20 protein-coding genes are annotated in these 24,973 nt (G+C 63.0%); 9 read left to right on the top strand and 11 right to left on the bottom strand.

Annotated elements, in window-relative coordinates; genetic code table 11:
* Positions 1–189: 189 nt before the first annotated feature.
* A complete protein-coding gene (locus tag AC0L15_RS17505; protein WP_473496643.1) occupies positions 190–2,094 on the bottom strand; it encodes a heparinase II/III family protein in 1,905 nt (634 codons plus the stop codon).
* A gap of 117 nt (positions 2,095–2,211) precedes the next feature.
* Here AC0L15_RS17505 and AC0L15_RS17500 point away from each other — a divergent pair, with 117 nt between their 5' ends.
* Positions 2,212–3,456 (top strand): glycoside hydrolase family 5 protein, encoded by a 1,245-nt coding sequence (locus AC0L15_RS17500; protein ID WP_287249400.1) that lies wholly within the window; start codon positions 2,212–2,214, stop codon positions 3,454–3,456.
* Here AC0L15_RS17500 and AC0L15_RS17495 read toward each other — a convergent pair.
* On the bottom strand, positions 3,450–4,868 hold the full coding sequence (locus tag AC0L15_RS17495) for a phenylacetate--CoA ligase family protein (protein ID WP_473496642.1): 1,419 nt from the start codon (positions 4,866–4,868) through the stop codon (positions 3,450–3,452). The genes AC0L15_RS17500 and AC0L15_RS17495 overlap by 7 nt on opposite strands.
* Positions 4,855–5,982, bottom strand: coding sequence for a glycosyltransferase family 4 protein (locus tag AC0L15_RS17490; protein WP_287249398.1), 1,128 nt, complete (start codon positions 5,980–5,982; stop codon positions 4,855–4,857). The genes AC0L15_RS17495 and AC0L15_RS17490 overlap by 14 nt, the downstream gene beginning before the upstream one ends.
* 165 nt (positions 5,983–6,147) lie before the next feature.
* On the opposite strand from AC0L15_RS17490, the gene AC0L15_RS17485 reads away from it, so the two are divergent.
* Complete coding sequence (locus AC0L15_RS17485; protein ID WP_287249396.1) at positions 6,148–7,587, top strand: lipopolysaccharide biosynthesis protein; 1,440 nt, start codon at positions 6,148–6,150, stop codon at positions 7,585–7,587.
* A 103-nt stretch (positions 7,588–7,690) separates the two neighbouring features.
* Here the strand turns inward: AC0L15_RS17485 and AC0L15_RS17480 are convergent, their stop codons facing one another.
* From AC0L15_RS17480 to wecB, 3 genes are read right to left on the bottom strand one after another with little or no spacing between them, the layout of a single operon-like run.
* A complete protein-coding gene (locus AC0L15_RS17480; protein WP_287249395.1) occupies positions 7,691–8,494 on the bottom strand; it encodes a WecB/TagA/CpsF family glycosyltransferase in 804 nt (267 codons plus the stop codon).
* Entirely contained in the window at positions 8,491–9,822 is a 1,332-nt protein-coding gene (wecC, locus tag AC0L15_RS17475) for a UDP-N-acetyl-D-mannosamine dehydrogenase (RefSeq protein WP_287249394.1), read from the bottom strand. Before wecC ends, AC0L15_RS17480 begins: the two co-directional genes overlap by 4 nt.
* Positions 9,815–10,969 (bottom strand): non-hydrolyzing UDP-N-acetylglucosamine 2-epimerase, encoded by a 1,155-nt coding sequence (gene wecB, locus AC0L15_RS17470; RefSeq protein ID WP_287249392.1) that lies wholly within the window; start codon positions 10,967–10,969, stop codon positions 9,815–9,817. The genes wecC and wecB overlap by 8 nt, the downstream gene beginning before the upstream one ends.
* Positions 10,970–11,488: 519 nt before the next feature.
* On the opposite strand from wecB, the gene AC0L15_RS17465 reads away from it, so the two are divergent.
* On the top strand, positions 11,489–12,610 hold the full coding sequence (locus AC0L15_RS17465; RefSeq protein WP_287249391.1) for a glucosamine inositolphosphorylceramide transferase family protein: 1,122 nt from the start codon (positions 11,489–11,491) through the stop codon (positions 12,608–12,610).
* A 17-nt stretch (positions 12,611–12,627) separates the two neighbouring features.
* Here the strand turns inward: AC0L15_RS17465 and AC0L15_RS17460 are convergent, their stop codons facing one another.
* Together AC0L15_RS17460 and AC0L15_RS17455 are read right to left on the bottom strand one after the other, a co-directional pair.
* Positions 12,628–13,935, bottom strand: coding sequence for a VpsF family polysaccharide biosynthesis protein (locus AC0L15_RS17460; protein WP_287321145.1), 1,308 nt, complete (start codon positions 13,933–13,935; stop codon positions 12,628–12,630).
* Complete coding sequence (locus tag AC0L15_RS17455) at positions 13,932–14,228, bottom strand: hypothetical protein (protein WP_287070247.1); 297 nt, start codon at positions 14,226–14,228, stop codon at positions 13,932–13,934. Before AC0L15_RS17455 ends, AC0L15_RS17460 begins: the two co-directional genes overlap by 4 nt.
* On the opposite strand from AC0L15_RS17455, the gene AC0L15_RS17450 reads away from it, so the two are divergent.
* From AC0L15_RS17450 to AC0L15_RS17425, 6 genes are all read left to right on the top strand, one after another.
* Positions 14,227–15,672 (top strand): GumC family protein, encoded by a 1,446-nt coding sequence (locus tag AC0L15_RS17450; RefSeq protein WP_473496641.1) that lies wholly within the window; start codon positions 14,227–14,229, stop codon positions 15,670–15,672. The genes AC0L15_RS17455 and AC0L15_RS17450 overlap by 2 nt on opposite strands.
* An 8-nt stretch (positions 15,673–15,680) precedes the next feature.
* On the top strand, positions 15,681–16,787 hold the full coding sequence (locus AC0L15_RS17445) for a glycosyltransferase (RefSeq protein WP_473496640.1): 1,107 nt from the start codon (positions 15,681–15,683) through the stop codon (positions 16,785–16,787).
* A gap of 262 nt (positions 16,788–17,049) precedes the next feature.
* Entirely contained in the window at positions 17,050–18,282 is a 1,233-nt protein-coding gene (uxuA, locus tag AC0L15_RS17440) for a mannonate dehydratase (RefSeq protein WP_473496639.1), read from the top strand.
* A gap of 260 nt (positions 18,283–18,542) precedes the next feature.
* Positions 18,543–19,517, top strand: a complete 975-nt coding sequence (locus AC0L15_RS17435) for a tripartite tricarboxylate transporter substrate-binding protein (RefSeq protein ID WP_128173293.1) — start codon at positions 18,543–18,545, stop codon at positions 19,515–19,517.
* Positions 19,518–19,617: 100 nt separating this feature from the next.
* Positions 19,618–20,079, top strand: coding sequence for a tripartite tricarboxylate transporter TctB family protein (locus AC0L15_RS17430; protein ID WP_023797766.1), 462 nt, complete (start codon positions 19,618–19,620; stop codon positions 20,077–20,079).
* A 10-nt stretch (positions 20,080–20,089) separates the two neighbouring features.
* Positions 20,090–21,598, top strand: a complete 1,509-nt coding sequence (locus AC0L15_RS17425; protein ID WP_027151366.1) for a tripartite tricarboxylate transporter permease — start codon at positions 20,090–20,092, stop codon at positions 21,596–21,598.
* 90 nt (positions 21,599–21,688) lie between these two features.
* Here AC0L15_RS17425 and AC0L15_RS17420 read toward each other — a convergent pair whose 3' ends face one another.
* Genes AC0L15_RS17420 through AC0L15_RS17410 form a run of 3 tightly spaced genes read right to left on the bottom strand, consistent with a single transcriptional unit; the run spans position 21,689 to position 24,950 of the window.
* The gene (locus AC0L15_RS17420) at positions 21,689–22,765 is read right to left on the bottom strand and encodes an ABC transporter ATP-binding protein (RefSeq protein ID WP_128184032.1); all 1,077 of its coding nucleotides are present in this window, start codon (positions 22,763–22,765) and stop codon (positions 21,689–21,691) included.
* Positions 22,766–22,770: 5 nt separating this feature from the next.
* Positions 22,771–23,817, bottom strand: a complete 1,047-nt coding sequence (locus tag AC0L15_RS17415) for a carbohydrate ABC transporter permease (RefSeq protein ID WP_287321159.1) — start codon at positions 23,815–23,817, stop codon at positions 22,771–22,773.
* Positions 23,814–24,950 carry a carbohydrate ABC transporter permease gene (locus AC0L15_RS17410; RefSeq protein ID WP_036261268.1) on the bottom strand — a complete coding sequence of 379 codons (1,137 nt, stop codon included), beginning with the start codon at positions 24,948–24,950 and terminating at the stop codon, positions 23,814–23,816. Before AC0L15_RS17410 ends, AC0L15_RS17415 begins: the two co-directional genes overlap by 4 nt.
* Positions 24,951–24,973: the final 23 nt, after the last annotated feature.

The raw sequence follows: 24,973 nt of genomic DNA, 5'->3' as shown, positions 1-24,973 counted from the left end.
AGAAACTTGCCAAACCCACTGCACGTGCCGGCAACCAAATGGCTATTGCGGCTGCAACAAGCAAAAGCATGCCGGATTTGCGCCAGACTAGCAGTTCAACCGTAACAAAACGCTAAAAGTTCGAAAGCAATTAATCTCGAACATGGCCGAAACACCGGAGAGGCCGCTCTGCTGCAGCGCCGGTCGCTATCATAGCGGCCGGCGGATTGCCGCGAGGTGTATCTCAATTCCGCCTTCGCCCACTTCGCCACGCCAGGCGACGCGTTCGGCCGGCTGCCTGACGCCAAAACGCGGTGAAACCCAGCCGCCCTGCCCCGGTGCGTCGCCGCCGGCACGGATGTCGACCGCAGCGTCCGGAAAGCGCATGGCTATCAGCGGCTCATCGCCGCGCTGCACCGTGACCGTATTTTCGTCCCGGTCAGTGCCGAGGCCGGCTGCGAGTTGAAAGACGATCTCGGCCACACGCCTGCCGCCGAGCAGTTGGTCGCTCACGACGATGCCGTCGGCCCGGTGCGTCACGGTGCGCTGATGCACGACGCCGAAGCGGCTTTTATACCCGTCATGGCGGGCGCGCAGCTTCCAGTGCGTTCCCGGCTCGCTCTCCACCAACTCCGCAATCGCCTTGTGCGACCAGTTGAACATCCCGGCGATGATGCTTTGGCTTTTGCCCTCGATATTCAGCGTGTTATGCGCCGGTGTCGAGCGAAACCAGTTGCGCCAGACGCCTCCCGAACCGTAGAGCCAGGTGCCGGGATCGACCAGCACCGGCTCGCCATCGATGCACAAGGTGAGCGACAGCGCGTCGGCATGGCCGTGAGCCGCTATCGAGAGATAGCCGAGCGGGCCGTGGTCGAATGTCAGATCGATGCTGCGGCCGTTCATCTCGCCGCGCCAGACCGAGAGCCCGCCCTGCGTGAACGTTTGCAGCCCACGCGACACCGGTGCCGGCTCCAACGGCGTGCCAAAGACAAGCGCCCGAAAATCGTCGGGTCCCGCTGCTTTGCCCGGCATCTGTAGAAAGCCATGGATGGCGGCGGCGACGGATCGGACATAGTCCGGCTCGTCCCCGAGCGTCAGCACGCGACCTTCGTCATTGTCGCCAAAGCCGGCGGCTGGTGGCAGCCAGGCGACGAAATTGGCAAAAGCGGCCAGGCGCGCTTCGACGGGCGAGGCAAACGGCGTTCCGGCCTGGCGTGCCGCAGCGGCGCACAGCAAGATGAGTTCGGCGGTGAAGGCCGCGTATGTCGGGGTCTGCTCGGCACCGGCGCCATCGGCGAGAATCTGCGTGCCCGCCTCAGCCTGGAGGGCGCCGCGTGCAGCGTCGGCTGCAGCCCCCAACGCCAGGCCGATCAGATACTCGCCAGCCAGTTCTGCGACGAGATGATTATTGGCGGAGGAAAACCGGGAGGGGAACCGCGGCAGCCAATAGGCGCTTGCCGCCAGTATTTCGCCCACTTGCTGCCGTGTCGCCGCGCCCAGTCGGTCGCCGACGAGGTCCATGGTGACAATCAGGCTGATGGCCCGCAGCGCGACTTCGATGCCGGAGGCCCAGCCAACCCCCCGAAACGGCGGGTTGGCTGAATGCCAGCTGTCGATCGCCGCCTCTATGGCCCTCCGGGACTGGTCGACGCCGGCGAGAAGCAGGTGGGCGGCCAGTGGCGGCAACCGCTGCAGCCGGTTGATCTCCCACACGTATTTTACATCGCCGCGGCCGCGGCCATGGCGAAAATCGATATCGAAAGTATGGGCCTCCGCACCCGGCCAAAGCCTGCCGGTCACCGGATCAAGGCGCCAAAGCTCGGGAGGAAACAGCCGATCGGGATCGCGCCGCGGCCATGTCCGCCCAAGTGCGGAAAACTCGCCGCCAAGCGTGTTTTGCGCCGCCGCCGCTATGGCTTGCCGTTGTGCCGGTGTCGCAGCCAGCACAGCATCGCGCAATCCACGCAGCACCGGATGCAACCGGGGCGAAGCATAACGCTGCCAGCCGCCGTCGCGGCGGCGCGAAGCGATCCTTCGACGCTGCTCGCCCAGCCGGTGCAACACCTCAGCCGGCTCCATGCTGCGCAACCGGTTGATGTACCAGCCGATTCTCATACCGCCCCGCCAGGGTTTCGATTCTTGTATACCATGCTGTCGAAAAGCCGAGCGACCGCAATCCTCTTTTCCGATCCTGCGGTTAATATCTCCAACCATGAAACGGAAAGAGTGGCGATGAGAAGGACGGCGTTTGTTGCAGCGTGGATGCTCGGCATGGCGATAGCCGCCAGCGCTGCGCCGATCCCGCTGCAGCGCGGCGTTGGTGTGCATGAATGGCTCAACTGGTCGCCGGTGGAGGAGGATGGATCCTACCGTTGGCCGCCCTATCGCAGCGAGCAGGAGTGGCGCGCTGGACATAGGCCGCTCACCGATTGGCCCGGCGACGCGTTTGCGCGCATTCGGTCGATGGGCTTCGACTTCGTCCGGCTGAGCGTCGACCCCGGCCCTCTGCTTGCCAGCCGGGGCGCCAAACGCCAGCAGGCGCTCGACATACTTGCCGCCGCGGTCGAGCGGGTCACGTCGGCCGGCCTCAAGGTGGTTTTCGACCTGCACGGCGTCACCCAGGTTCCGGCCTACAGCATGGAGATGATCTATGACGGTGCCGACAGCGAAGGCGTCGCCAGCTATCGCGAAATGGTTGTGGCGGTCGCCGCCATGCTGGCCAGGGTTGGCACCGACAAGGTAGCCCTCGAGCCTTACAACGAGCCGGCATACTACCCCTGTGATTCGAGCGGCAGCGATGATTGGCAGCGGATCATGGCAGACACGGTCCGCGCTATTCGTGTAGTCAGCAGCGAACTCACCATCGTCGCAACAGGCGCCTGTGGCGGCAGCATTGCCGGACTGGTCAATCTCGCCCCTGGCTTTAACGATCCGAACCTCTACTACAGCTTCCATATGTACGAGCCGCACAGTTTCACCCACCAGCGGTCCGACGGGACAGGCGCTTTCGCCTCGGGGCTGCCCTGGCCGGCCGACAGCAGCACGCCCGAAAAGGTGACCGAAACCCTTAAGGCCCGGATGGACGCCGCCGGCTTGAGCCCGGTCGAGCAGGTGATGAACATGGTCGCGGCGCGTGAAGCAATCGCCCGGTATTTCGAGCAGAATTGGGGGCCGAGCCAACTCGAGGCGAGCTTCCGTCAAGCGGTCGACTGGGCCGAAGCGCATGGCATTCCAGGCCGGCGGCTGTTCATGGGCGAATTCGGCGTCATCCTCATGTCTGCGGACGGCCGCATGGGCGCGTTCGACGCTGACCGTCTGCGCTATCTCGAGGCGGTGCGCCAGCAGGCGGAACGCTTCGCGATACCCTGGTCTGTCTGGGAATTCGCCAATCCGCATGGGATGTCGCTGATCCTCCCCGACGGACCGCCCGTAGCCGATGCCGGACTGGTGCGAGCGCTGGGTCTTGCGTCTCAGTAACGCGACATGTCGAGCTGCTGGTTGATGAGCGCCCGCTTGCCGCCCCGCCCGGCGGCAATGCGGTCCACCGCTTTCAGGCAAAACCGGATACGACCGTTTGTGCGGTTGACCAACGTCTCGACGAGTCGCGCGGCGCAGGCAGGTGCCGCCCCGGCGGTCGGGATATAGCGAATCAATGCCTCGCCGGGCTGGTCCTGGTAGAATTGCAGCTCCTCTATGCCGTCGAAGAATGCGGGACCGTCGGGCACGAGGTGCGTCGTCACCACCCGGCCGCCGTCGGCGGTCACAAGATAGTCGACGTTTCGGCGCGGCATGACAGCCTCGACTCTAAGCCGCTGGCCGTTTGCCTCATTCGGCAATTCCACCAACCGGGCAGAGTCGCCAGTATCGTAGCGGATGAAAGGCATGCCGGTCGACAGGAAGCCAGTGCCGACGAGCCTTCCCTCCTTGCCTGTCTCCGTTACCGGCTCGCCCGCCGCATCGACCAATTCGGCGAGGCCGTAGAGAGGATTGAACTCGTAGCTGCCGGGGGCTCCGGGCGTTTCTTCGGCGAACAGCACCTTTTCGCTGAGTCCATAGAAGCAGGACAGCGGTACGCTGCCAAGGACGCTTCGGATGATCTCCCGTTGATGGGGATGGACTGTCTCCGAGATCATCATCATGCCCTTGACGGGCCGTTTTGGTACTCGGTCAAGCACGCGCATATGCCGGCAAAACAGCTCTATGGCCGAGGGATAGCCATAAAAATACGTGATGCCCCGTGCGTCGATCAGGTCGAGATAGGCATCGGCGTCGTCGACCGTCATTGGAAAGACAGAGAGCCTTAGCTCGCGAAGTGCCGGGTCCCATTCATGCAGTCGCTTGCCGGTGGCATCGAGGCTGAACCCGCGGAAGCAGACGCGCGCCGTGTCTTCATCATAACCGATCCGCGACCAGACGTGGTAGACGAACGCCATCTCGCGGGCGCTCCGATCCTTGTCGAGATAGAAGCGAAATGGCTTGTCGGTGCTGGAGCCGTTGCCGGCGGCCTCATCCAGTTGGGCAATCGGCACCGCCAACGCTGCAGTTCCAGCCGTCCGCAGGATGTCCTTGGACAGGACCGGGAGGCGGCGTAGGTCGGCAAGTCCCAGCGTCGACAGATCGAAGCCAGGACCGAGGGCCTGGTCGATCGACTCGCGATAGAACGGACTGCCGGCATGGGCTTTCTGCAACAGCGCGCGCAGCGCGGCCAGATGAAATTGCCCGGCATAGATAGGATCCTCGGCGGCCATGGCGATCCGGCTCCGCCATGACCGATAGGTCGCACCAAATTTCACCCGCGTTGGCGCCAGCGCCAGCATGGGCGCCAGCAGCCGCCTGACCGCTGGCGGGCTTCGCACATAGGCACCGCGCGCTACGTCAAGAAAATTCATGATTTTGCTCCGGCCTGCCGTTTGCCGCCTCATGCCACACACGGCATATCGATGCTGCAAACGATGAAAGCTCAAGCCGTTCCCGGTGCACCGCCATGGCAGCCGAGCCAAGACGGGCGCGCAACGCCGTGTCGTCAACCAGTTCTGTCAGTGCCTCGGTCAGCGCCGCCACATCGCCGGGCGGCACCAGCAACCCGGTTTTCTTGTGCACGATGATGTCCTCTACCGCGCCGACAGGCGTGGTGACCACCGCGAGGCCGGAGGCCATTCCCTCGATGACCGAGACCGGGAGGTTTTCGGCGAATGAGGGGAGCGCCAGAATGTCGGCCGAAGCGATCAGCGATGCAACCTCGTTCGGACCCACCCAGCCTGGAAAGGCAATACATCCGGCAAGCCCCAGTCCGGCCGATCTTGCCCGTACGGTCTCGACGTCACCATCGCCGGCGATTGTGGCGCGCCACTGCTTGACAGGCTTCATGCGATGCAGTGCGTCCAACAATTGCGGCACGCCCTTGCGGTCGCCGATACGGCCCAGGAATAGGATGTGAACGCTGTCTCCACCACCGACATGGGCCAGGGACGGCACTTCGGTAGCATTGGGCACAATCACTATGTTCGCGGCCGCGCCTGGCGCCCGTGCAGTGACGAAGTCGCGCCAGATACGGCCCAGAACCACGATCCGATCGGCATGCTCGAACATATGCCGGATGCGGCGGCTCATGAAACTGCGCTTTTCCTTCCAGAACGTCTGGTATTGAGCTCCATGCAAATGCAGCACATAGGGGATGCCGAGCAATCGCGCGCACCTCGCGATGACCATCTTGCGGTAGGTACTGCCAAAGCTCGATACGTTGATGTGAACGACGTCGGCACGGCCGGCAATACGCGCGACCAACATCCGAAGGCAAAAGCCAATCATGTAGAAGACCGACAGCGCGACCGAGCCTGAACCGCGACTGGGAAGGAAGCGCGCCTCGATCTTTCCGTCTCCCTGCCGTTGGAGTTCGCGGTCGAGCGCCGCCATGATGCGGTCGATGCCCCCCTGCCCCGACACACCCGACGGGGTCGCGACCAGGACATGTATTTTTCGATCGGGTAAGAGACTTTGCAGCATGGTATTCTCGATAGCACGGACCGCGTAACCACAAAGCAAACGTTCCCGGTAAGTTTACGGCAAATCTTTTAGTTCAAACTGAATCTGTTCACCCTTCGCCGCTGTCGCGCTGGATTTTCCGCCGGTCGACGGTTAGTCGAGGCGGAATTTTCCGGGGACAACCCTTTGCTGCTGCGCTCCACGCTCATCTATGCCCCGGCGATCCTGCTGACGCGGATTTCCGCGCTGCTCCTGCTGGTCATCGTGACGCGGTTGATCGACCAGACCGAGTATGGGCTGCTGACCCTGGTGGTGACCGTCGGCGAAATGACCGACATTGCGGTCACCAACTGGCTGCGCATCGCTATGCTCAGGCTTGGCGGCAAAGGCGACGTCAGCCGCGGCAGCCTGATGCTGGCCGGGCGGGTGTTGCTTGCCAGCACGGCGCTGGCGCTGATCATATCCGTGATCGCCTCTGCAGTGATCGTGCCGGAGCGCTGGGTCGAGTTCGCGATCGCCGTCTGCAGCTACCTGATCGCCGGTTCCATCGGCCGCTACGCGTTGACGGTGCTGCAGATGCAGCAGCGTCATTCGGTCTATTCGATGCTCGAGTTCCTGCGCGCCGTGCTGCAGCTGGCGCTGCCGATCGGCGCCATCGTCATGTTTCAAGATTCCTTTCTGACGGTATCGCTCGGCTCGAGCCTTGGTGTTTTGGTCGCCGGCATCGTGGCGGGCATCATGGCATCCCGACGCGTCGTTGCCGGTCCGCCACGCTTCACCCAAAAGGAGTTCTTCGTCCTCGGCGTGCCCCTGGTCATCATGGCGCTGGTAGGCTTCGGCCTGCACAGCGCCGAGCGTGTGTTCCTCAAGATCTATTACGATGCCGGCGCAGTCGCGATCTTCGCTGCAGCCTATGCACTGGCCCGCCAGCCGATCGATATGGTTGCCAATTCCATCAACATGGGCGCCTTTCCCGAGGTGGTCAGCCGGTTCGACGACGACGGGCCCGCTGCATCGGGCCGGCTGCTGTCGCAATTGATGGCCTTGATGATGCGCCTTTGCCTGCCGGTTGCAGCGATGCTGGTCGCACTCAGCAGCGATATCACGCAACTCCTGCTGCCCGCCGAGTATCACGGCCGTTTCGGCCTGCTCTTTCCGATCATCGCCTTCAGTGTGCTGTGTGCCAATCTCGCCAGCTTCGTCTATGGCACCGTGGTGCACGCACACAAGCGGCCGTGGCTGCTGATCATCGCCAATTCCTTCGGCTCGGTGGCGACAATCGCATTGTCCGTGCTGTTGATCCCGCCGATGGCGGAGGTCGGCGCTGCTTTGGCGCTGGCGGGCGGATCGCTGGCAGGCCTTTTAGCCTGCATCGTCATCAGCGAACGGCTGACGCCGGTGCCGGTGCCATGGCGCGACATCGGCACGTCGGTCGTCATCTCGCTCAGCACCGGGCTGGCCGCCAGCCTTGCCAGCGCTCTGCTCGGCAATATGCCGGCCATCTTCTCGCTCGTTGCCGGCGGTGCCGCTGGCGCAGTGGTTTTCTTCGGGCTGACCTGGCTGTTTTATCCCGCCGCCGCGATGCAATTCGTAGCCAAGCTGAGGGCGCGGCTGCGGCTCGCATAGGCCGCAACGGCATTTGCCGAATTGTCGTTCCATAGTCCTGGAAAAAGCGGCTCCGACTTCGGACTGATGCAGCAGCCCAGGGTCGGCGCCCTGGTAAAGCTATTTATGGATCGACCTTCCGGCGTCCCCGACGGCCCCATAACTCCCGGCACAGCAGTGCCGCGTAGGCGGTGTTGGTGTCATAGTAGCGGCGCCACAAGCGTCGCGGCTCCTGTGCCACGCGAAACAACCACTCCAGACCGGCCGCTTGAACCAGTTTTGGCGCCCGCGCAACCTTGCCGCCATAGACATCGAAACTGCCGCCCACGCCCATGACGAAACTCGGGGTGAGTTCGTCACGATAGCGCTTGATAAAGCGCTCCTTGCGCGGCGTCGGCATCGCCACCAACAGGCAGTTGGCCCCCGAGGCGTTGATCGCCTCGACGATGCCGGCCTCGTCTTCCGGCTTGAAATAGCCATTGCGCATGCCGGCGACGACGAGACCCGGATGATCCTTGGCAAGTCGCATTCCAACGGCATCGAGAACGGATTGTTCGGCGCCCAGGAGGAAGGGCCTGAAGCCACGCTTCGCGCAGAGGCTCAGCAGATTGATCATGATGTCGACGCCGGCCACCCGCTCCGGCAGCGCGACGCCGCAAAGACGCGCCCCCCAAAGCACGCCGATGCCGTCGACGTTGATCACATCCGCCGTCGCGACATCCTCCCGCAGCTCGCTATTGTTGCGCATGTTCACAAGCTTGGCGACATTCACCACCACATGATGCAGCGGCCGCCGCAGGGTCATCGCCTCATCGGCGATGGCCAGTGTCTCGGCCATGGTCAGCGCATGGATCGGCCCGCCGAGGAATTCCCGGCGCCGCGATGCCAACAGGCGATGCTGCGCCCAGGCTGGGTCGTGCGCGTTCATGCGGCCTCCTCTGCACTTGCAGCAAGCGCCTCGAGCGCTGATTTCTTGCCTTCGATGCGGGCGTCGGGCTTGCGTGCCTTGCGCCAGGTCCACAAACCCCTGGTGTCGATGAGCTTCTTGTCCTTGAGCGCTTCGGGATCAACCAGATTGAACTGCCGATGGTCGACCAGCAGGACGACGATATCGCACTGGTCGATGGCGGAAAGCGCATCGGTGAAGACGATGCCCTTGCCCTCGAGCTCATGCGGCAGCCTGCGTGCGTTGGGTTCAGCCGCAATGATCTTCAGGTTGGGGATATCCGACAAAAGCTTCACCACCTCGACGGCCGGGCTCTCGCGCATATCGTCGATATTGGGTTTGAAGCTGAGGCCAAGGCAAGCGATCGTCTGCTTGCGGGATGGGTCGAGCAAGGCTTGTATATCCCTGACCACCGACAACGGACGCTCGGAATTGATCCGGCGTGCCGAAGCCATCAGCCGCGTGCTGTTGGGCGCGGCATCGATGATAAAATACGGATCGACGGCAATGCAGTGGCCGCCGACCCCCGGGCTCGGCTGCAGGATGTTGACGCGGGGGTGCCGGTTGGCGAGATCGATCACCTCCCAGACGTTGAGCGACAGATCCTGGCACACTGCCGCAAGCTCGTTGGCAAAGGCGATGTTGACGTCGCGGAACGCGTTCTCGGTCAGTTTCACCAGTTCCGCGCTTTCGGCCTGGGTCGTGAACAGGTCGCCGGCAACAAAGGTTGAATAGAGTGCCGCGGTGCATTCCGACGACTTGCGCGACAGTCCGCCGATCGAGCGATCGTTGTTGATCAACTCGGTAAGGACCTTTCCCGGCAACACCCGCTCGGGCGAATAGGCGACCAGGACATCGGCCTGTTCGCCATGCGCGAGAGGAAATTTGAGGTCGGGCCGCAACTCGGCAAGCAGTCCGGTCATGATGCGCGTCGTGCCGACCGGCGATGTCGATTCCAGCACCACAAGGTCTCCCCGCTTCAGCACCGAGGCGATGCTTCGTGCCGCCGCGAGCACATAGCTCACGTCAGGCTTGTGGTCCTCGGTCATCGGGGTCGGCACGGCGATGACAAAGGCGTCCGCCGGCTGCGGCGTGCTGAAAGCCCTGAGCTTGCCGTTGGCGACAACCTTCTGGATCAGACCGTCGAGGTCCGGCTCGACGATGTGGATCTCGCCGCGATTGACCTTCTCGACCACCGCTTCGTTGACGTCGACGCCGATGACGTCGAGCCCGCGACTGGCGAAGATGGCACAGGTCGGCAGGCCGATATAGCCCATGCCGATAACGGAAACGGTCTTGATCTCAGTCATGATGCAGCAGTTCCTCAACGATCCGGTCACTGGCCCGGCCATCGCCATATGGGTTGTGTCGTTCCGCCATGCCGCGATAGGCCGCCTGGTCGTCGAGCAGGCTGTTGGCATTCAACAGGATCTTTTGGATATCGGTGCCGACGAGACGGGCGGTGCCCGCCGCGATCCCCTCGGGCCGCTCGGTATTCTCACGCATCACCAGCACCGGCTTGCCGAGCGAAGGCGCTTCTTCCTGCACGCCGCCGCTGTCGGTCAGCACCAGATAGCTCTGCTTTTGGAGGAACAGGAACGGCAGATAGTCCTGCGGGTCGACCAGGTGGATGTTCGGCACGCCGCCCAGTTCTGCGTTCACCACCGAGCGCACATTGGGGTTGGGATGGACCGGATAGACGATCTGCACGTCCTCGCGCATTGCCAGCCCCTTCAGCGCCGTGCAGATACGATGGATGCCGCCGTCGAAATTCTCACGACGATGACCGGTGACGAGCACCATTTTCTTGGCCGGATCGAGGAACGGGAAACCGGCGGCGAGTTTTGCGCTCATCAGACTGTCGGCGTCGATCGCGCCGGAAAAATGCAACAGCGTGTCGATCACCGTGTTGCCGGTCACGAAGATGGTGCTCGCAGCCTTTCCTTCGGCGATGAGATTGTCGCGCGCCTGGATGGTCGGCGCGAAATGCCAAGTCGCGATATCGCCGGCAATCTTGCGGTTCAGTTCCTCTGGAAACGGAGAGTTGATATTGTGGCTGCGCAATCCGGCCTCGATATGGGCGACCGGGATGCGCTTGTAGAAGGCAGCCAAAGCCGCAGTCATCGCCGTGGTCGTGTCGCCTTGCACGAGGACGATATCAGGCTTCGCCTGCTCCAGCACTTCGGCCATGCCCAGCAGCACGCGCGAGGTCACGTCGAACAATGTCTGGCCGGGCTGCATGATGTTGAGATCATGATGCACCGGCAGGCCGGTCAGTTCGATGATCTGGTCGACCATCTCGCGATGCTGGCCGGTGATGCATGTCTCGGTGATGAAACCTGGATGGGCAAGCGCGGCACGCACCACCGGAAAGCATTTGAGCGCCTCAGGCCTGGTGCCGAACACGATCAGCAGTTTTTGCCTGGACGGCAGTTTTGGATGTGAAAGGATGTTCATTGCTGATCCTGGTCGCCAGAAGGCGTCGCGACCTGCCGATTATTCGCCACGAGCTATAATAGCGGCAGAAGCCGCCTCCGTGACCTTAAATCTTAATATATGATTAACAGCCAAGCCCACGTTCGCCCCGGTAACTCTTATGAAAGCCTGAACCGATAGGTATCCTGGCAGAGTAGTCTTGAAAAAGAATATATTCGATTGACTAATATTTTAATTATCGGCCACACGGTCGGATCTCGGCGCTGGGAAAATGCGCTTCTGGTGCGGTTGAGCGCAGGCGGTCACGTGGTTTCGAGCGGCCGCGCGCCGACGCCTGCGCCGATCGCACGCGGCCTGGATAATGTGCTGGCGATCGAGAGCCGGCGCTTCGGTCCCTCATTGGCAAGCCGCTCCGAGCCGTTGCCGTCTGGCGGTTCTGGTCCGGCCGAACTCGTGGTCGATCTTACCGGCACTTTCGCACGGCGAGGCACGCCGGTTCTGACGCTCGAATTTTGCGGCCGCAGCAGCTTCCCTGCCGGTGTGGCCGAGACGCTGGCGAGCGGGCGATTGCCCGAACTTGCCGTGCGCCTCGACGGCGTCACAGTCGCCCGGGGCCGACCGATGCTCGGCGACCGGCTCTGGCTGTCTCGCAGCTGCAACGACCTGCTCGCTGGGGCCATCTCGCTGGTTGCGCAAAGCGTCGCCCGTTTTGCCGCGGGCGAACTTGCGCCAATTGCCGATAGTCCGGCGCCGATGCTGAGGAACGCCGGTTTTGTCCGGCACTATCTGCCCTTTTTCTGCCGCGGGTTGCTCGATCGCGCCGTGCAAAAACTCAGGCTTGGACGGCGTCCCTTCTATTGGCAGGTTGCCTATCGGCTGATCGACGGGCCAGGTGTCGCCGAAACCCGGCAGCTCGACGGTAAGCCGTTCACCGTCCTCGCGGACGATGGCCAGCGATTCTATGCCGATCCGTTCGTCCTCGAGCGGGATGGCCGCCACTATCTGTTTGTCGAGGAATTTCCCTACGCTACCGGTCGCGGCGTGATTTCTGTCGCCGAACTGGGTGCCGACGGCAACTTCGGCGTACCGAGGGTGGTGCTGGAGGAAAAGCACCACCTGTCGTATCCGCAGGTGTTCGCTCACGCCGGCGAGATTTTCATGATTCCTGAAAGTGCGGCGGCGCGCGAGCTTGTGCTCTACCGCGCCGCGCAGTTTCCAGATCGCTGGGTACGCGACACCGTGCTGTTGACGGACAAGGATTTCAATGACGCCACGCTGCTCGAATCGGACGGCCGCTTCTGGCTGTTGGGGACGGAGCGGTTCGGTTATGGCAGCGCGTCGGACACGATGGCGGTCTATTCCGCACCCTCGCTGCGCGGGCCGTGGGTTGCGCACGCGCTCAATCCCATCGCCGTCGATCACTCGGCCGCTCGCCCCGGCGGCGCCTTTATCCGCCACGGTGACGCCCTGGTGCTGCCGGTGCAAAACGGCTCGAGAGCCTATGGCGGCGGTCTCGGGTTGATGCGGCTGGACCGGCTTGACGAACTAGATGTCCGTTTTGCGCCGCCCCGCCCGATCGGTCCGGGGCCGGCATGGGCCCGCGCGGGCATTCACACGCTCAACCGCGCGGGCAATCTCGAGGTTGTGGATAGCGCCGGCTGACGCGTCTGCAGTCTGCGCTATCCAGGCCGATCCAGTGTCGGCTCGGATGCCGCCGCGGCCGACAGTATGCTCCCCTGCGGGTTTCGAAACGGATCGTTTCTATAGGCAAGCAGCAACACCACGATAATGGTGATCTCCGGCGATTTTGACGAGAGCGCGTTGTTCGACAGCGCAGCAAGCAGGAACGTCATGGTGCCGATCCATGCCGGCAGCGGCGCCCCGCGCAGCAACCGGAAAATGAACCAGAATACCAGCACGATAAAGAGCGCGGCTATGGGCAAGCCGAAGAGCATGATGATGACCACCGGCGCGCTCTCGATGTAGGGCAGATGCAACTTCTCGTTGACGATTGCCAAGAGGTCGTCGACGTTCATGCCGAACAGGATGTCTTTCCAGCTGACAAGTCCGAACACCTGGTAGATCGTCACCCGCGCCATGAAGTTTTCGTCAAAGATCGTGTTACCGAATCGGTTCAGCAGCCCGCCCGAAAACAGTATGGCCACCAGCACTGCGCCGCCCGCCACGGCGAACAGCAGCACGACAGACTTGGCCTGCCGCTGATGCTTGAGCGACAGGCGCGGCCAAGGCACGAACATCAGCAGGATGAGGGTTTCTGCGGCAGCGAGCAACAGGGCGGCGCGAGCGCCTGACGCAGCACAGCCGACGAGCAATACGAAGATCGCCAGCACCCGCACCCATATGCGCCAGTTCGTCAGCGGTACGAACCCGATGACTGTGGCGCAGAGCGCGCCCAGGGCCAGCGGGTGCGCCGATAGCCCGATCGGCCTGAACTGCAGTTCGTTGAGACCGTAGGGCAGAAATCGATGCTGAGTCACCGCTTCGATCGTGCCCATCACAGCGCTGAGGACCACCATCCCAAGCACGAGGTCGCCCAAGGCACGCCGCACTTGCGCGTTCAGGGCCAGCATCAACAGGCCCGCGGCGCCCGCCACCAGATAGGTATCGATGATAAACCCGGAGGAGCCGGCACGGCCGGTGATGAACAGATAAGGCACCAGCGCGAAAATCACCGCAGAATAGAGCAGCAGAGCCTTGAATATTCCAATTTCGTCGCCCTGCAGCAGAAACGGTCGGCTGAAAAGGACGACAGGAAGCAGCAGAAAGATAGCATAGGTGCCGACATGCAGTTTCTCGTAGAATGAACCACCGTCGGCGGTATAGTCGACGACCATGTTCATAATCTGCGGTGAGACCGTGAAGCGGAGCAGGAACGCCAACGCAGCGCACAGGAAAAACAGAAGCGACAGCGCGTTCTGACGGCGCGCCTGGCTGGATCGTTCCGATACGGCAGCGGGATAGCTCATGGCCGATCCAAGTGAAGGTATTCAAACGGCATTCTGGCCAACGAGATCCATTCAACGGACCGCTGAACGGACGCGGTGCGTGACTCGGCAAAATATGCCAACTTGGAAAATGACATGTTAACGATCTTTCTGTAGTGCTGGTCCGCGTAGCGAATAACCAGAGTTAGCACCATGTCCGCCGCTTCCGGCACAACCCCTCCCTCTGCAGCGGGTTCCGACGTCAGCGCGTTCGAGCGGATCGCCAATGCACGGCGCGCCAGCAGGGCAAGGCTGCAACAGGATGCTCCGGTCATGGCACGCCCCCCTGCCCCAGTCACTCCGCCCACGCCCGAACCTGTCCCGACGGTGACGCTCGACAAGATCGGCGATTTCCTCGAGCTCGATTTTCGACGCCTTTTTGTCTGGCTGCGTGCCGGGCTCGTCCTGGCATTGATGCTGGCGGTGGCCGGCGGCGTCATCGGCGCCGCCTACGGATTGCTGAGCAAACAGCGTTATACCGTCACGACGGAAATCCTCATCAATCCTGCCAATTTGCAGGTTGTGGAAAACGATGTCTACTCGCAACCGGGCCAGGTCGACAGCCAAATACTGAACGCGCGCAGCAAGCAGCGCATCTTGACCTCCGGCAACGTGCTTGCACGTGTGGTGGACGAACTCGGTCTCGCCAACGATCCGGAGTTTTTCGATCCGGACCAGACCGCTTCCACCTCTGGTGCTGCAGTGAGTGGCGGCAAGTCCGATCCGAAGCTTGTCGCCCAGAAAAGCCTGGCGCAGCGGGTCAGCGTCGCTGCAGATGAAACCTCGTTCGTCACAACCCTCGCGGTATCGGCAGAAACCACCGGCAAGGCGATCCTGATCTCGCAAGCCATGGTGAAGGCTTTCCAGGAAGAACTGGCCACGGCCGAAGCTGTTGGCGCCGGCCGTGCCGCCGCTGCTCTTGAGGGCCGGCTCGGCCAACTCAAGCGCGACGTGCAGGCAGCCGAAGAGAAGGTCGAGAGCTACAGGCGCAGCCACAATTTGTCGGCCAGCAATGGCCAGCTTGTCAGTTCGCAGACGATGACGCAGCTCAATAGCGAAATTGGCGAGGCGCAATCGCGCGTCATCGCGGCGCAGGCAAGTTACGACGCCTTGGTTGCTTCCGGTGTCAATGGGGCCAATCCTGACCCCGCGGTTTCGGCAGCACTCTCAGTGCTGCGCGACAAGGCGAATGGCTTGCGGCAGCAGATCGATTCTCAGTCCATGACCTTTGGTCCGCGCCACCCGACGATCGTCCGGCTCAGGACAGAATTCGAAACCGTCAGTTCTCAACTCAGGGCGGAGTTCTCCCGCACGGTCGGCACGGCAAAAGCCAACCTGGACAAGGCCAACGCCTCGTTGGCTTCTCTCACCGCCAGGATGAACGCTCTGAAGAACAACGTTTTCACCGACAGCGAGTCCCAGGTCGCCCTGCGTGAGCTTGAACGCGACGCCGCCTCGAGAAGGGCGGTCTATGAAAGCTTCCTGTCTCGCGCGCGCCAAATCACCGAGCGCGAGCAGATCGACACCACCAATGTGCAGGTGATTTCCACCGCCGTGCCGCCACCGGGTCGCTCGTGGCCGCCCCGCACCCCTGTGACGGCAGGCCTGGGAGCTTTCGCCGGCTTTGCTCTGGGCATGCTGCTGGCCATTGCCATGGGTATCGTTCGCGACATGCGCCAGCCGCCGAACCGATCGGGCATCGGCGTCAGCCGAGCCTGAATCCAGGCATGGCGAAGCGCATTGTCTTTCACATCGCCAGTCTCAGGGGCGGCGGCGCCGAGCGTGTCTTCGTCCTCATGGCAAATGAATTGGCATCGCGTGGGCACGATGTCACCCTTTTTACCTGGAACGCGCAAGGACCCAACGCCGCGCTGCGCTCCCCCGCCGTGCATCTGGTCGATTTCGACCTTCTCATCCAGGGCGAAGGTTACGGCAAGTGGGAGACGCTGAAAGCCATCGTGCGAAGCGCAGGTTTGTTCAGCCGCCTTGGTCCGCATGCGGTCTACAGCGCCCCGGAATTTGCCAATCTGGTCGTGGCGCTGGCGCTTCTCCTGGCGCGAAGCCGGGCGCGGTTCTTCCCAAGCTTCCACGCAGCCGCCTCACTGCCTTCCAGCAGCCTCGGCGCGAGAATAGCGGTCTGGCTTTCCGCGCTGGTTGCAGCGCGCGCAACCAAAGCCATCGCGGTCTCAGCGGGTGTCGGCCGCGACCTTGCGGCCCGCGGCTTTCCTAAAACCAAAATTGTCGTCATCAACAATCCGCTGCCGCCGGTTGCGGCGCTCGAACGAGATTCCCAAGCATGGCAGGCACAGCTGGCGACGATGGGCGATGGCCCGGTCATCGCCACCGCCGGGCGCCTGGTGCCAGTCAAGGACCATCGGACCTTGCTGCGGGCTTTCGCCATCCTGCGCGCCGGCCGCCGCGCTCGGCTTGTCATCTTCGGCGAAGGTCCGCTGGCTGTCGAATTGCGCGCCTATGCCGAGGAAACCGGTATCGGCGCGGACGTGCTCTTTGCTGGCTACGTCAACGACCCAGCCGCCTGTTATGCCGCAGCCGATCTGTTCGTCCTTTCCTCGACGAGCGAAGGCTTTGGCAATGTGCTGGTCGAGGCCATGGCTGCGGGCGTCCCGGTAGTCTCCACAGATGCGCCACATGGTCCGCGCGAGATTCTCGGTGACGGTCGTTTCGGCGTCCTGGTGCCGGTCGGCGATGCCGCGGCTATGGCAAAGGCGATGGCTGACATGCTGGACCACCCCACTTCTGCCGCCATCCTGAAAAGCAGGGCGGCGGATTTCGAAGTTGAAAAGATCGGCGATCTGTACGAAGCGCTGCTCTAATGCATGTCGCCCAAAAGTGCGCAGCGGTTTTGGGTCAACGACATGCACAAAAACAAAGACTTAAAGCGCGTCGCATGAATCCCTTCAGACACGACGCGCTTTAGCCTAGAACTTCGCGCTGGCGTCGATTGCCGTCAGCCGCTATCGCCATTCGCGCCGACACCGAAATCTGATAGCAGCGGATGAAGAAAAGCAGCAGGTCGGTCACCGCGGCAGGAGCGCGGGCGGGCCGCACGGCGATTCTTTTTAAAGGAGTGTTCGAATGAGACATGTGTGGCGTTGGTTCGGCCCGGTCGACAAGGTGACGATTGCGGACGCGCGTCAAGCCGGGGCGCAAGGCATCGTCACGGCCCTTCACCACGTTCCTCACGGCGCCGTCTGGCTGCCCGCCGAAATCGACAGGCGTCAACGCGAAGTCGCATCCTTGCCGGATGGCAGCGCAAGCGAACTGAGCTGGGAGATTGTCGAAAGCCTGCCGGTTTCCGAAGCGATCAAGACGCAGGTCGGCGAATGGCGCAGCCATCTTGCCAACTACAGGACATCGCTGGAAAACCTGGCGCGAGCCGGCATTTCGGTCATCTGCTACAATTTCATGCCCGTGCTGGATTGGACCCGCACCGATCTTGCCTGGCGCCTGCCGCATGGCGGCACCACCATGCGCTTCGATCTGATCGACTTCGCCGCATTCGACATCCATATCCTGAAACGCCAGGCGGCGCTCGGCGACTACACACCGGAGATCGCCGCCGAGGCGGAGCGCCGATATGCGCAAATGGATGACCGTGCGCGCAAGGTTCTGGCAAGAAGCGTCAATTCCGGCCTGCCCGGCTCGACCGAAGACACGTCTCTCGACGGTCTCGCGGCTCAACTGTCAAATTATGACCGCATCGACGCAACCGCCCTGCGCCGGCATTTCGTCGATTTCCTGGCGGAGGTCGTGCCCACGGCCGAACGCCTCGGCCTGCGACTCTGCTGTCACCCCGATGATCCGCCGTTTCCGCTGCTCGGCCTGCCGCGCATCATGTCGACCGAGGCCGACTACAGCTACGTTCTGGACGCAGTCGACAGCCCGGCCAACGGCGCGACGCTGTGCACCGGATCGCTCGGCGCAAGACCCGATAATGATCTGCCCGGCATGATCGAGCGGATGGGGCCAAAAATCCATTTCGCCCATCTGCGCAATGTGCGCAAGGAAGCGGCCGGCACCCCCTGCTCGTTCCACGAGGACGAGCACCTTGCCGGCGACACCGACATGGTGGCGGTGGTGGCGGCGCTGCTTCACGAGGAAGCGCGGCGCAAAGTGGAGGGCCGGCCGGACGCCATCATCCCGATGCGCCCCGACCACGGCCAGGATATCCTCGATGACCTGACGCGCGGGGCGCAGCCCGGCTATCCGGCCATCGGTCGGCTCAAGGGATTGGCCGAGCTCCGCGGCGTCGAACATGCCATTCGCAGGCCGACATCAGGAGAGCCGATCTCCACTTACACCGCATAATCCAGAGGGAAATGCCACAGGCCGGTTCCGCGACCTGTGCTCGTTAAACATGCCATCTTCGACCGCTGGGCGTCCGGCAGTCCGCCTCCGGCCTGACGGCACCTTTTCACCCATTTGCGCGGACTTGTGTATAATAGCAGCATGCGGCTTGAGTCCGATTGCAATCCGCTAGGTTACGCTAGTTATTGGTCCACCCGCAGCCGGTGTTGAGAAGAACTCCAGGAGGCGGTTGGGAATTCATATCCTGGGAGGAAGTTGAGATGAGAAGATTCGCCGCCGCTCTGGCCGCCGCCGCCGTCACGCTGTATTCGTTCGCCGCGGGCGCGCAAACCTATCCCGAACGCACCATCACCGTGGTGGTGCCGTTTTCGGCCGGCGGCCCGACCGACACGGTCACGCGCCTCGTCGCGGAAGCCATGTCGAAAGATCTCGGCCAGCAGATCATCGTCGAGAATGTCGGCGGCGCCGGCGGCACGCTGGGCGCCGGTCGCGTCGCGAGCGCCGAGCCCGACGGCTATACGCTTCTCCTCCATCATATCGGCATGGCGACAAGCGCCACGCTGTACAGAAAGCTCGCATACGACACGCTGAACAGCTTCGAATATGTCGGCCTCGTCACCGAGGTGCCGATGACCGTCGTCGGCCGCAAGGACCTCGAGCCGACCGACCTGAAGGGGCTGGTCGACTACGCCAAGGCCAACAAGGATACCGTCACCGTCGCCAATGCCGGCATAGGCGCGGCCTCGCATCTGTGCGGCATGCTGTTCATGAGCGCGATCGGCACGCCGCTGGTCACCGTGCCCTACAAGGGCACCGGACCGGCCATGACCGACCTTCTCGGCGGCCAGGTCGACATCATGTGCGATCAGTCGACCAACACCACCAAGCAGATCCAGGGCGGCACGATCAAGGTCTACGCCGTCACCTCGGCTGAACGCCTCGATGTTCTGCCGGACGTCCCGACGACGACGGAAGCCGGTCTCCCGGAGGTGCAGGTCGGCATCTGGCACGGCCTCTACGCGCCCAAGGGCACGCCGACCGAGGTCACCGAACGCCTGTCGAAGTCGCTTCAGGTCGCGCTGAAGGACCCGAATGTCGTCGCCCGCTTCGCCGAACTCGGCACCAAGCCATCGCCTGAAGCTGATGCGACTCCGGCCGCGCTGAAGGCCAAGCTGGAGGGCGAGATCGCGCGCTGGAAGCCGATCATCGAAGCCGCCGGCCAGTACGCCGACTGAGATTTTGAACGGGGCGCCCACCAGCGCCCCGTTTTTTTCACACCGGCCCCATTTTCACACCGGCATCGGCGCGCCCGCGGCGCGGGCCTGGGAGGACGTCATGAAACCCTTCACAATCGACACGACCAACGGCATATGCGCCGCGCTGTTCATCTTTCTCGGCGGATTTTTCGCGCTGCAGTCGCTCGACCTCGAAATCGGCACCGCCTTCCGCATGGGACCGGGCTATTTCCCGCTGGTCCTGGCAATCGTTTTGATCCTGCTTGGCGCCGTCATCCTCGTCGAAGCGGTGCGCTTCGAGAGCGAGCCGATCGGCCATGTAGCCTGGCGCGGCATGCTGTTCATCCTGCCTGCCCCGATCTTCTTCGGCCTGACCGTGCGCGGCCTCGGCTTCCTCCCCTCGATCTTCCTGACGGCGCTGATCGCATCCTTTGCCAGCGGTCGCATGAGGCCGCTGACCGCGCTCGTGCTCTCCGCCGGCCTGACGCTGTTTGCGTTCCTCGTCTTCAGCTATGCGCTCGGCCTGCCGTTCCGGCGCTTCGGCCCGTGGCTGCAGTTTTGAGGAGATGAACATGGAACTCCTCGACAACCTCGCGCTTGGTTTTTCGACGGCCTCGTCGCTGGCAAATCTCGGTTTCTGCCTGATCGGCGTCCTTCTCGGCACGCTGATCGGCGTTTTGCCCGGTATCGGCGCCACCGCCACCATCGCCATGCTGTTACCGATCACCTTCCAGATCGGCGACCCGGTTTCCTCCCTTATCATGCTCGCCGGCATCTATTACGGCGCGCAATATGGCGGCTCGACCACCGCCATCCTCATCAACATGCCTGGCGAATCCTCGTCGGCTGTCACCGCCATCGACGGCTACCAGATGGCCAAGAACGGCCGCGCCGGGGCGGCACTCGCCATCGCGGCGATAGGCTCATTCTTCGCCGGTACGGTGTCGACCTTTCTCGTCGCCGTCTTTGCCCCGCCGCTGACGGCGATCGCGCTGGAATTCGGCGCGGCCGAGTATTTTTCGCTGATGATCGTCGGCCTCGTCTCGTCCGTCGCGCTCGCCCACGGCTCGATCGTCAAGGCGCTGGCGATGGTCGTGCTTGGCCTGCTGCTCGGCATCGTCGGCACCGACATCTACACCGGCACGCCGCGCTTCACGCTCGGCATCCGCGAATATGCCGACGGGCTGAATTTCGTCGCGGTGGCGGTCGGCGTCTTCGGCGTCGCCGAGATCCTGCGCAACCTCGAAAACGAGCACGAGCGCTCGGTGATGATCCGAAGCGTCTCCGGCCTGATGCCGACCCGCGACGACTTTCGCCGCATGGCGGCGCCGATCGTGCGCGGAACCATCATCGGTTCGGCGCTCGGCATCCTGCCGGGCGGCGGCGCGATCCTTGCAGCCTTCGCCTCCTACACCGTCGAAAAACGCATATCGAAAAACCCCGGGGAATTCGGCAAGGGCGCCGTCGAAGGCGTCGCCGGGCCGGAATCGGCCAACAATGCCGGCGCGCAGACCTCCTTCATCCCGATGCTGACGCTCGGCATTCCGGCCAACCCAGTCATGGCGCTGATGATCGGCGCGATGATCATCCAGGGCATCGTTCCCGGCCCCAATGTCGCGATCGAGCAGCCGGCCCTGTTTTGGGGCATCATCGCCTCGATGTGGATCGGCAATCTGATGCTGATCATCTTGAACCTGCCGCTGATCGGGCTTTGGGTGAAACTCCTGACGATCCCCTATTACGTGCTCTTCCCGATAATCATGGCGTTCTGCTCGATCGGCGTTTACAGCGTCAACACCAACATCTACGACCTCTACGCCGTCGCCTTCTTCGGCTTGCTCGGCTACCTCCTGACCAAGCTGCGCTGCGAACCGGCGCCGCTGCTGCTCGGCTTCGTGCTCGGCCCGCTGCTCGAGGAAAACCTGCGCCGCGCCATGATTCTCGCGCGCGGCGACCCGACCACCTTCGTGACGAGGCCGATCAGCGCCGGCCTGCTGTTCATCGCCTTCGCCGTGCTCGTCATCGTCTTCCTGCCGGCGGTCAAGAAGAAGCGCGAAGAGGTGTTCGTGGAGGAGAATTAATATGTGTCGCGCAAAAGCATGCCCTTGGGCCTGACCCGAGGGTGCGCAGCGGTTTTGCGATAGCGACATCCATACAAACAAGAACTTAAGTCACGCGGCCGCCTGTCTGCCGGCGCGGCCGCCGATGCGGGCTCCGGTTTCCGCATCGAACAGAAAGACGGCGGTATCCTGGAAGGTGATGCCGATCGGCTCATCCATGTCGTAGTGCGCCGATTTATCGGCCTTGACGGTTACGGTGGCCCCACCGAACTGGCAGGTGATCAAGGTATGATCGCCGATCAGCTCCACGGCATAGACCCGCGCCGCAATCTTGCCCTCCGATGGCGCCGTGACCCGGCAATCCTCGGGCCGGAGGCCGGCAGTGACCTTCTTACGGCTTTCGGCAACGCTGGTCGCAAATCGCCCTTCCGCCCAGGCGAAGCTACCCTCGACCAGCTCGCCCCTAAGAAAATTCATCGGCGGCGAGCCGATGAAGCCGGCGACGAACAGGTTCGCCGGATCGTCGTAGATCTGTCGGGGCGTCGCGATCTGCTGCACGACGCCGCGGTTCATGATGGCAACACGGTGCGCCAAGGTCATGGCCTCGATCTGATCGTGGGTGACGTAGATCGTCGTCACGCCCAGATCGGCCTGCAGGCGCTTCAGTTCCGAGCGCATGTGGCCGCGCAGCTTGGCGTCGAGGTTGGAGAGCGGCTCGTCCATCAGGAAGACGCTCGGCCGCCGCACCATGGCGCGGGCGAGCGCGATGCGTTGCCGCTGACCGCCGGAAAGCTGCCGTGGATAGCGGTCGAGGAACTCCTCGAGATGCACCTTGACGGCGGCACTGCGCACGGCGGCGTCGCGCTCAGTGCGCGGCATGCCACGCAGCTTCAGCGGATATGCGATGTTCTCGGCAACCGTCATGTGCGGATAGAGCGCGTAGGACTGGAACACCATCGCCACGTCGCGATATTTGGGCAGCACATGGGTGACGTCGCGGTCGCCGATGAGGACGCGGCCGGAACTCACCGATTCAAGCCCGGCCACCATGCGCAGCGCTGTCGTCTTGCCGCAGCCTGAAGGGCCGAGCAGCACCAGGAACTCGCCGTCCTCGATCTCCAGGTCGAGCCCTTTGACCACCTCGACCGCGCCGAAGGACTTGTAGATATCGGACAGTGTGACCCGCATATTGACTAGCCCTTCACCGCGCCGACCAGCAGTCCGCGCGCGATGTGCTTCTGCAGGATGCTGGAGATAATGATTACGGGGGCGATCATCACGGTGATCAACACCGACATGTTCCACCATTGCGGCCCACGGGTCGTGTTCTGTGCCGATACCAGCACCGGCATGGTCTGCGCATCGGCATTGGAGAGGAAGAGGGCCAGCAGATACTCGTTCCAGGCAAGGATCAGCACCAGCAGGAAGGTCGCGACCAGGCCGGACCGCACCAGCGGCAGCGCGATGGTGAAGAAAACGCGGAACTTGGAGGCGCCATCTATTTGTGCGCTCTCCTCGAGGTCGAGCGGGATGCCGGCGAAGAAATCGCGCGTCAGCCACACGACGATCGGCAGGTTGATGGCGGTGTAGGTGGCGATCAGCGCCACCTGCGTGTCAAGCAGGCGCATCTGCTGGAACATCACGTAGATCGGCAATACGGCGACGATCGGCGGCATGATACGGTTCGAGATGATCCAGAACTCAATGTCGCTGTTGCCGACCGCAAGCTTCGTGCGTCCAACGAGCGTGAACAGCGCAATGACGAAGAGAGCTGCCGCCACGACAATGGCGATCTCCCACCGCACGCCGAAAGTGGCCACCGCCACGATGATTGCGGTGAGCAGGATCAAGAAGATTGCAACCGCGGCGAGCTTCACCTGGAAGCGGATACGCACGAGCGCGTAGGCCGCCAGCGAGCCGATCAGGACTGCGAGCAGCGTGCTGGCGACCGCGACAACGACCGAATTCATGTAAGGGCGCAGCGTGTAATTCTGCACGAGCATGAAGTCCCATGCCTGAAGCGAGGGAGCAAAGTCGATGAACGGGAGATAGAACGGCCCGTTGTCGACCTCGCCAGGCCCCTTGAAGGACGTGATGAACACCCAGTAGAGAGGAACCACCACAACCAGCGTCCACAGGAACAGCAGCACATAGGTCACCACCCTGGCGACCGGCGCCTGGCTGTCGATCGAGGCCGGCTCGAACAGCCGGCGCGCCAGCGAGCGCGGCTCGGTGCTCATGCTTCGAACCGGCGCGCCGGCCGGACCACGAAGTTGAAGAACGAGACGCATACGATGGTCGAGATGAAGAGCAGCATGTAGCCGATAGCGGCCGAGCCGCCGAGATCCTGGGTGCGCCAGGAAATGAAGGAATGGAGCGTCATCGATTCCGTCGCCAAGCCGGGACCGCCGCCGGTGAGCACGTTCGGCAGGTCGATGATCTTGAAAGCCTCGATGAGCCGGATCAGCACGACGGTAGCGGCAATCGGCGCGATCGCTGGCCAGGTAATGTCGCGAAAAATCTGGAAGCCGTTGGCGCCGTCGAGCCGCGCTGCCTCGACCTGATCGCGCGGCTGGTTCTCAATGGCCGCCAGCAGCACGATGAACATGAACGGCGTCCACTGCCAGGTGTCGCCGACCAACACCATGAGGCGCGCCGACCAGGCCTCTGTCGCCCACGACCACTCGCTGATGCCGAAAGCGCGCACGAGCGGGGCGAAAGGCCCCTTCTGCATGTCGGCGAGCATTCGGAACGTGTAGGCGATGCCGACCGGGGTTACCATCAGCGGGATGAAGAAGAGGACGCGAAAGAAATTCCGGCCGCGGATCGGTTGGCCGCACAGCAGCGCGAGGCCGAGCCCCAGTGCGAACTGCACGGACACGCCGACGAACACGTAGAGAAGCGTGTTGACGACAGTCCCCGGCACGCCGCCCGGCGCCATGGTGGCCAGCGCAAGAACCGCCAGGCCCATCGCCATCGCCGTCGCGAGAAGCCGACCAACCGTGCCGACGATGGTCGGCCTGCCACGCAACAAGTAGCGGGCGAGGAGGAAAAACAGCCCTGCCGCGATCAAGGCAAGCAAAGCGGATTGGACAAAGCCGAACGTGCCAAACTTACCGAGCAGGTGATACTGCTGCGAGCCGACCAGCAGCTTGCGGAAGTTCAAAAGTCCGATGAATTTCAGCGTGAATCCGCCCGGCGCGAGCGCAAAGCGCGAAAGCGCGAGGTAGGCCGAGATGATGAGCGGAAAAATTGCGAAGCAGAGAAGCACGATGACGGCTGGCAGCACCATGATCCGGCCGGAGTGACCGTCCAGCCATTCGGCCCAGCTGCGGCGGTCGGCAGCGTCTGGCATCGTGTCGGTTGCGGTCATCATACCCTGAGAAAGTGGGGCAG

This window comes from Mesorhizobium sp. WSM4846, from assembly GCF_055811415.1.
The sequence above is the reverse complement of the archived record's forward strand: the minus strand, read 5'-3'. Positions and strand labels throughout refer to the sequence as shown.

Coding starts and splice junctions, on each gene's coding strand:
- AC0L15_RS17420 (WP_128184032.1), bottom strand. CDS start 22,765: ATGCGGGTCACACTGTCCGATATCTACAAGTCCTTCGGCGCGGTCGAG.
- AC0L15_RS17500 (WP_287249400.1), top strand. CDS start 2,212: ATGAGAAGGACGGCGTTTGTTGCAGCGTGGATGCTCGGCATGGCGATA.
- AC0L15_RS17435 (WP_128173293.1), top strand. CDS start 18,543: ATGAGAAGATTCGCCGCCGCTCTGGCCGCCGCCGCCGTCACGCTGTAT.
- AC0L15_RS17430 (WP_023797766.1), top strand. CDS start 19,618: ATGAAACCCTTCACAATCGACACGACCAACGGCATATGCGCCGCGCTG.
- AC0L15_RS17450 (WP_473496641.1), top strand. CDS start 14,227: ATGGCACGCCCCCCTGCCCCAGTCACTCCGCCCACGCCCGAACCTGTC.
- AC0L15_RS17480 (WP_287249395.1), bottom strand. CDS start 8,494: ATGAACGCGCACGACCCAGCCTGGGCGCAGCATCGCCTGTTGGCATCG.
- AC0L15_RS17455 (WP_287070247.1), bottom strand. CDS start 14,228: ATGACCGGAGCATCCTGTTGCAGCCTTGCCCTGCTGGCGCGCCGTGCA.
- AC0L15_RS17490 (WP_287249398.1), bottom strand. CDS start 5,982: ATGCTGCAAAGTCTCTTACCCGATCGAAAAATACATGTCCTGGTCGCG.
- AC0L15_RS17445 (WP_473496640.1), top strand. CDS start 15,681: ATGGCGAAGCGCATTGTCTTTCACATCGCCAGTCTCAGGGGCGGCGGC.
- AC0L15_RS17460 (WP_287321145.1), bottom strand. CDS start 13,935: ATGAGCTATCCCGCTGCCGTATCGGAACGATCCAGCCAGGCGCGCCGT.
- wecC (WP_287249394.1), bottom strand. CDS start 9,822: ATGACTGAGATCAAGACCGTTTCCGTTATCGGCATGGGCTATATCGGC.
- AC0L15_RS17505 (WP_473496643.1), bottom strand. CDS start 2,094: ATGAGAATCGGCTGGTACATCAACCGGTTGCGCAGCATGGAGCCGGCT.
- AC0L15_RS17410 (WP_036261268.1), bottom strand. CDS start 24,950: ATGACCGCAACCGACACGATGCCAGACGCTGCCGACCGCCGCAGCTGG.
- AC0L15_RS17425 (WP_027151366.1), top strand. CDS start 20,090: ATGGAACTCCTCGACAACCTCGCGCTTGGTTTTTCGACGGCCTCGTCG.
- AC0L15_RS17415 (WP_287321159.1), bottom strand. CDS start 23,817: ATGAGCACCGAGCCGCGCTCGCTGGCGCGCCGGCTGTTCGAGCCGGCC.
- uxuA (WP_473496639.1), top strand. CDS start 17,050: ATGAGACATGTGTGGCGTTGGTTCGGCCCGGTCGACAAGGTGACGATT.
- AC0L15_RS17495 (WP_473496642.1), bottom strand. CDS start 4,868: ATGAATTTTCTTGACGTAGCGCGCGGTGCCTATGTGCGAAGCCCGCCA.
- wecB (WP_287249392.1), bottom strand. CDS start 10,969: ATGAACATCCTTTCACATCCAAAACTGCCGTCCAGGCAAAAACTGCTG.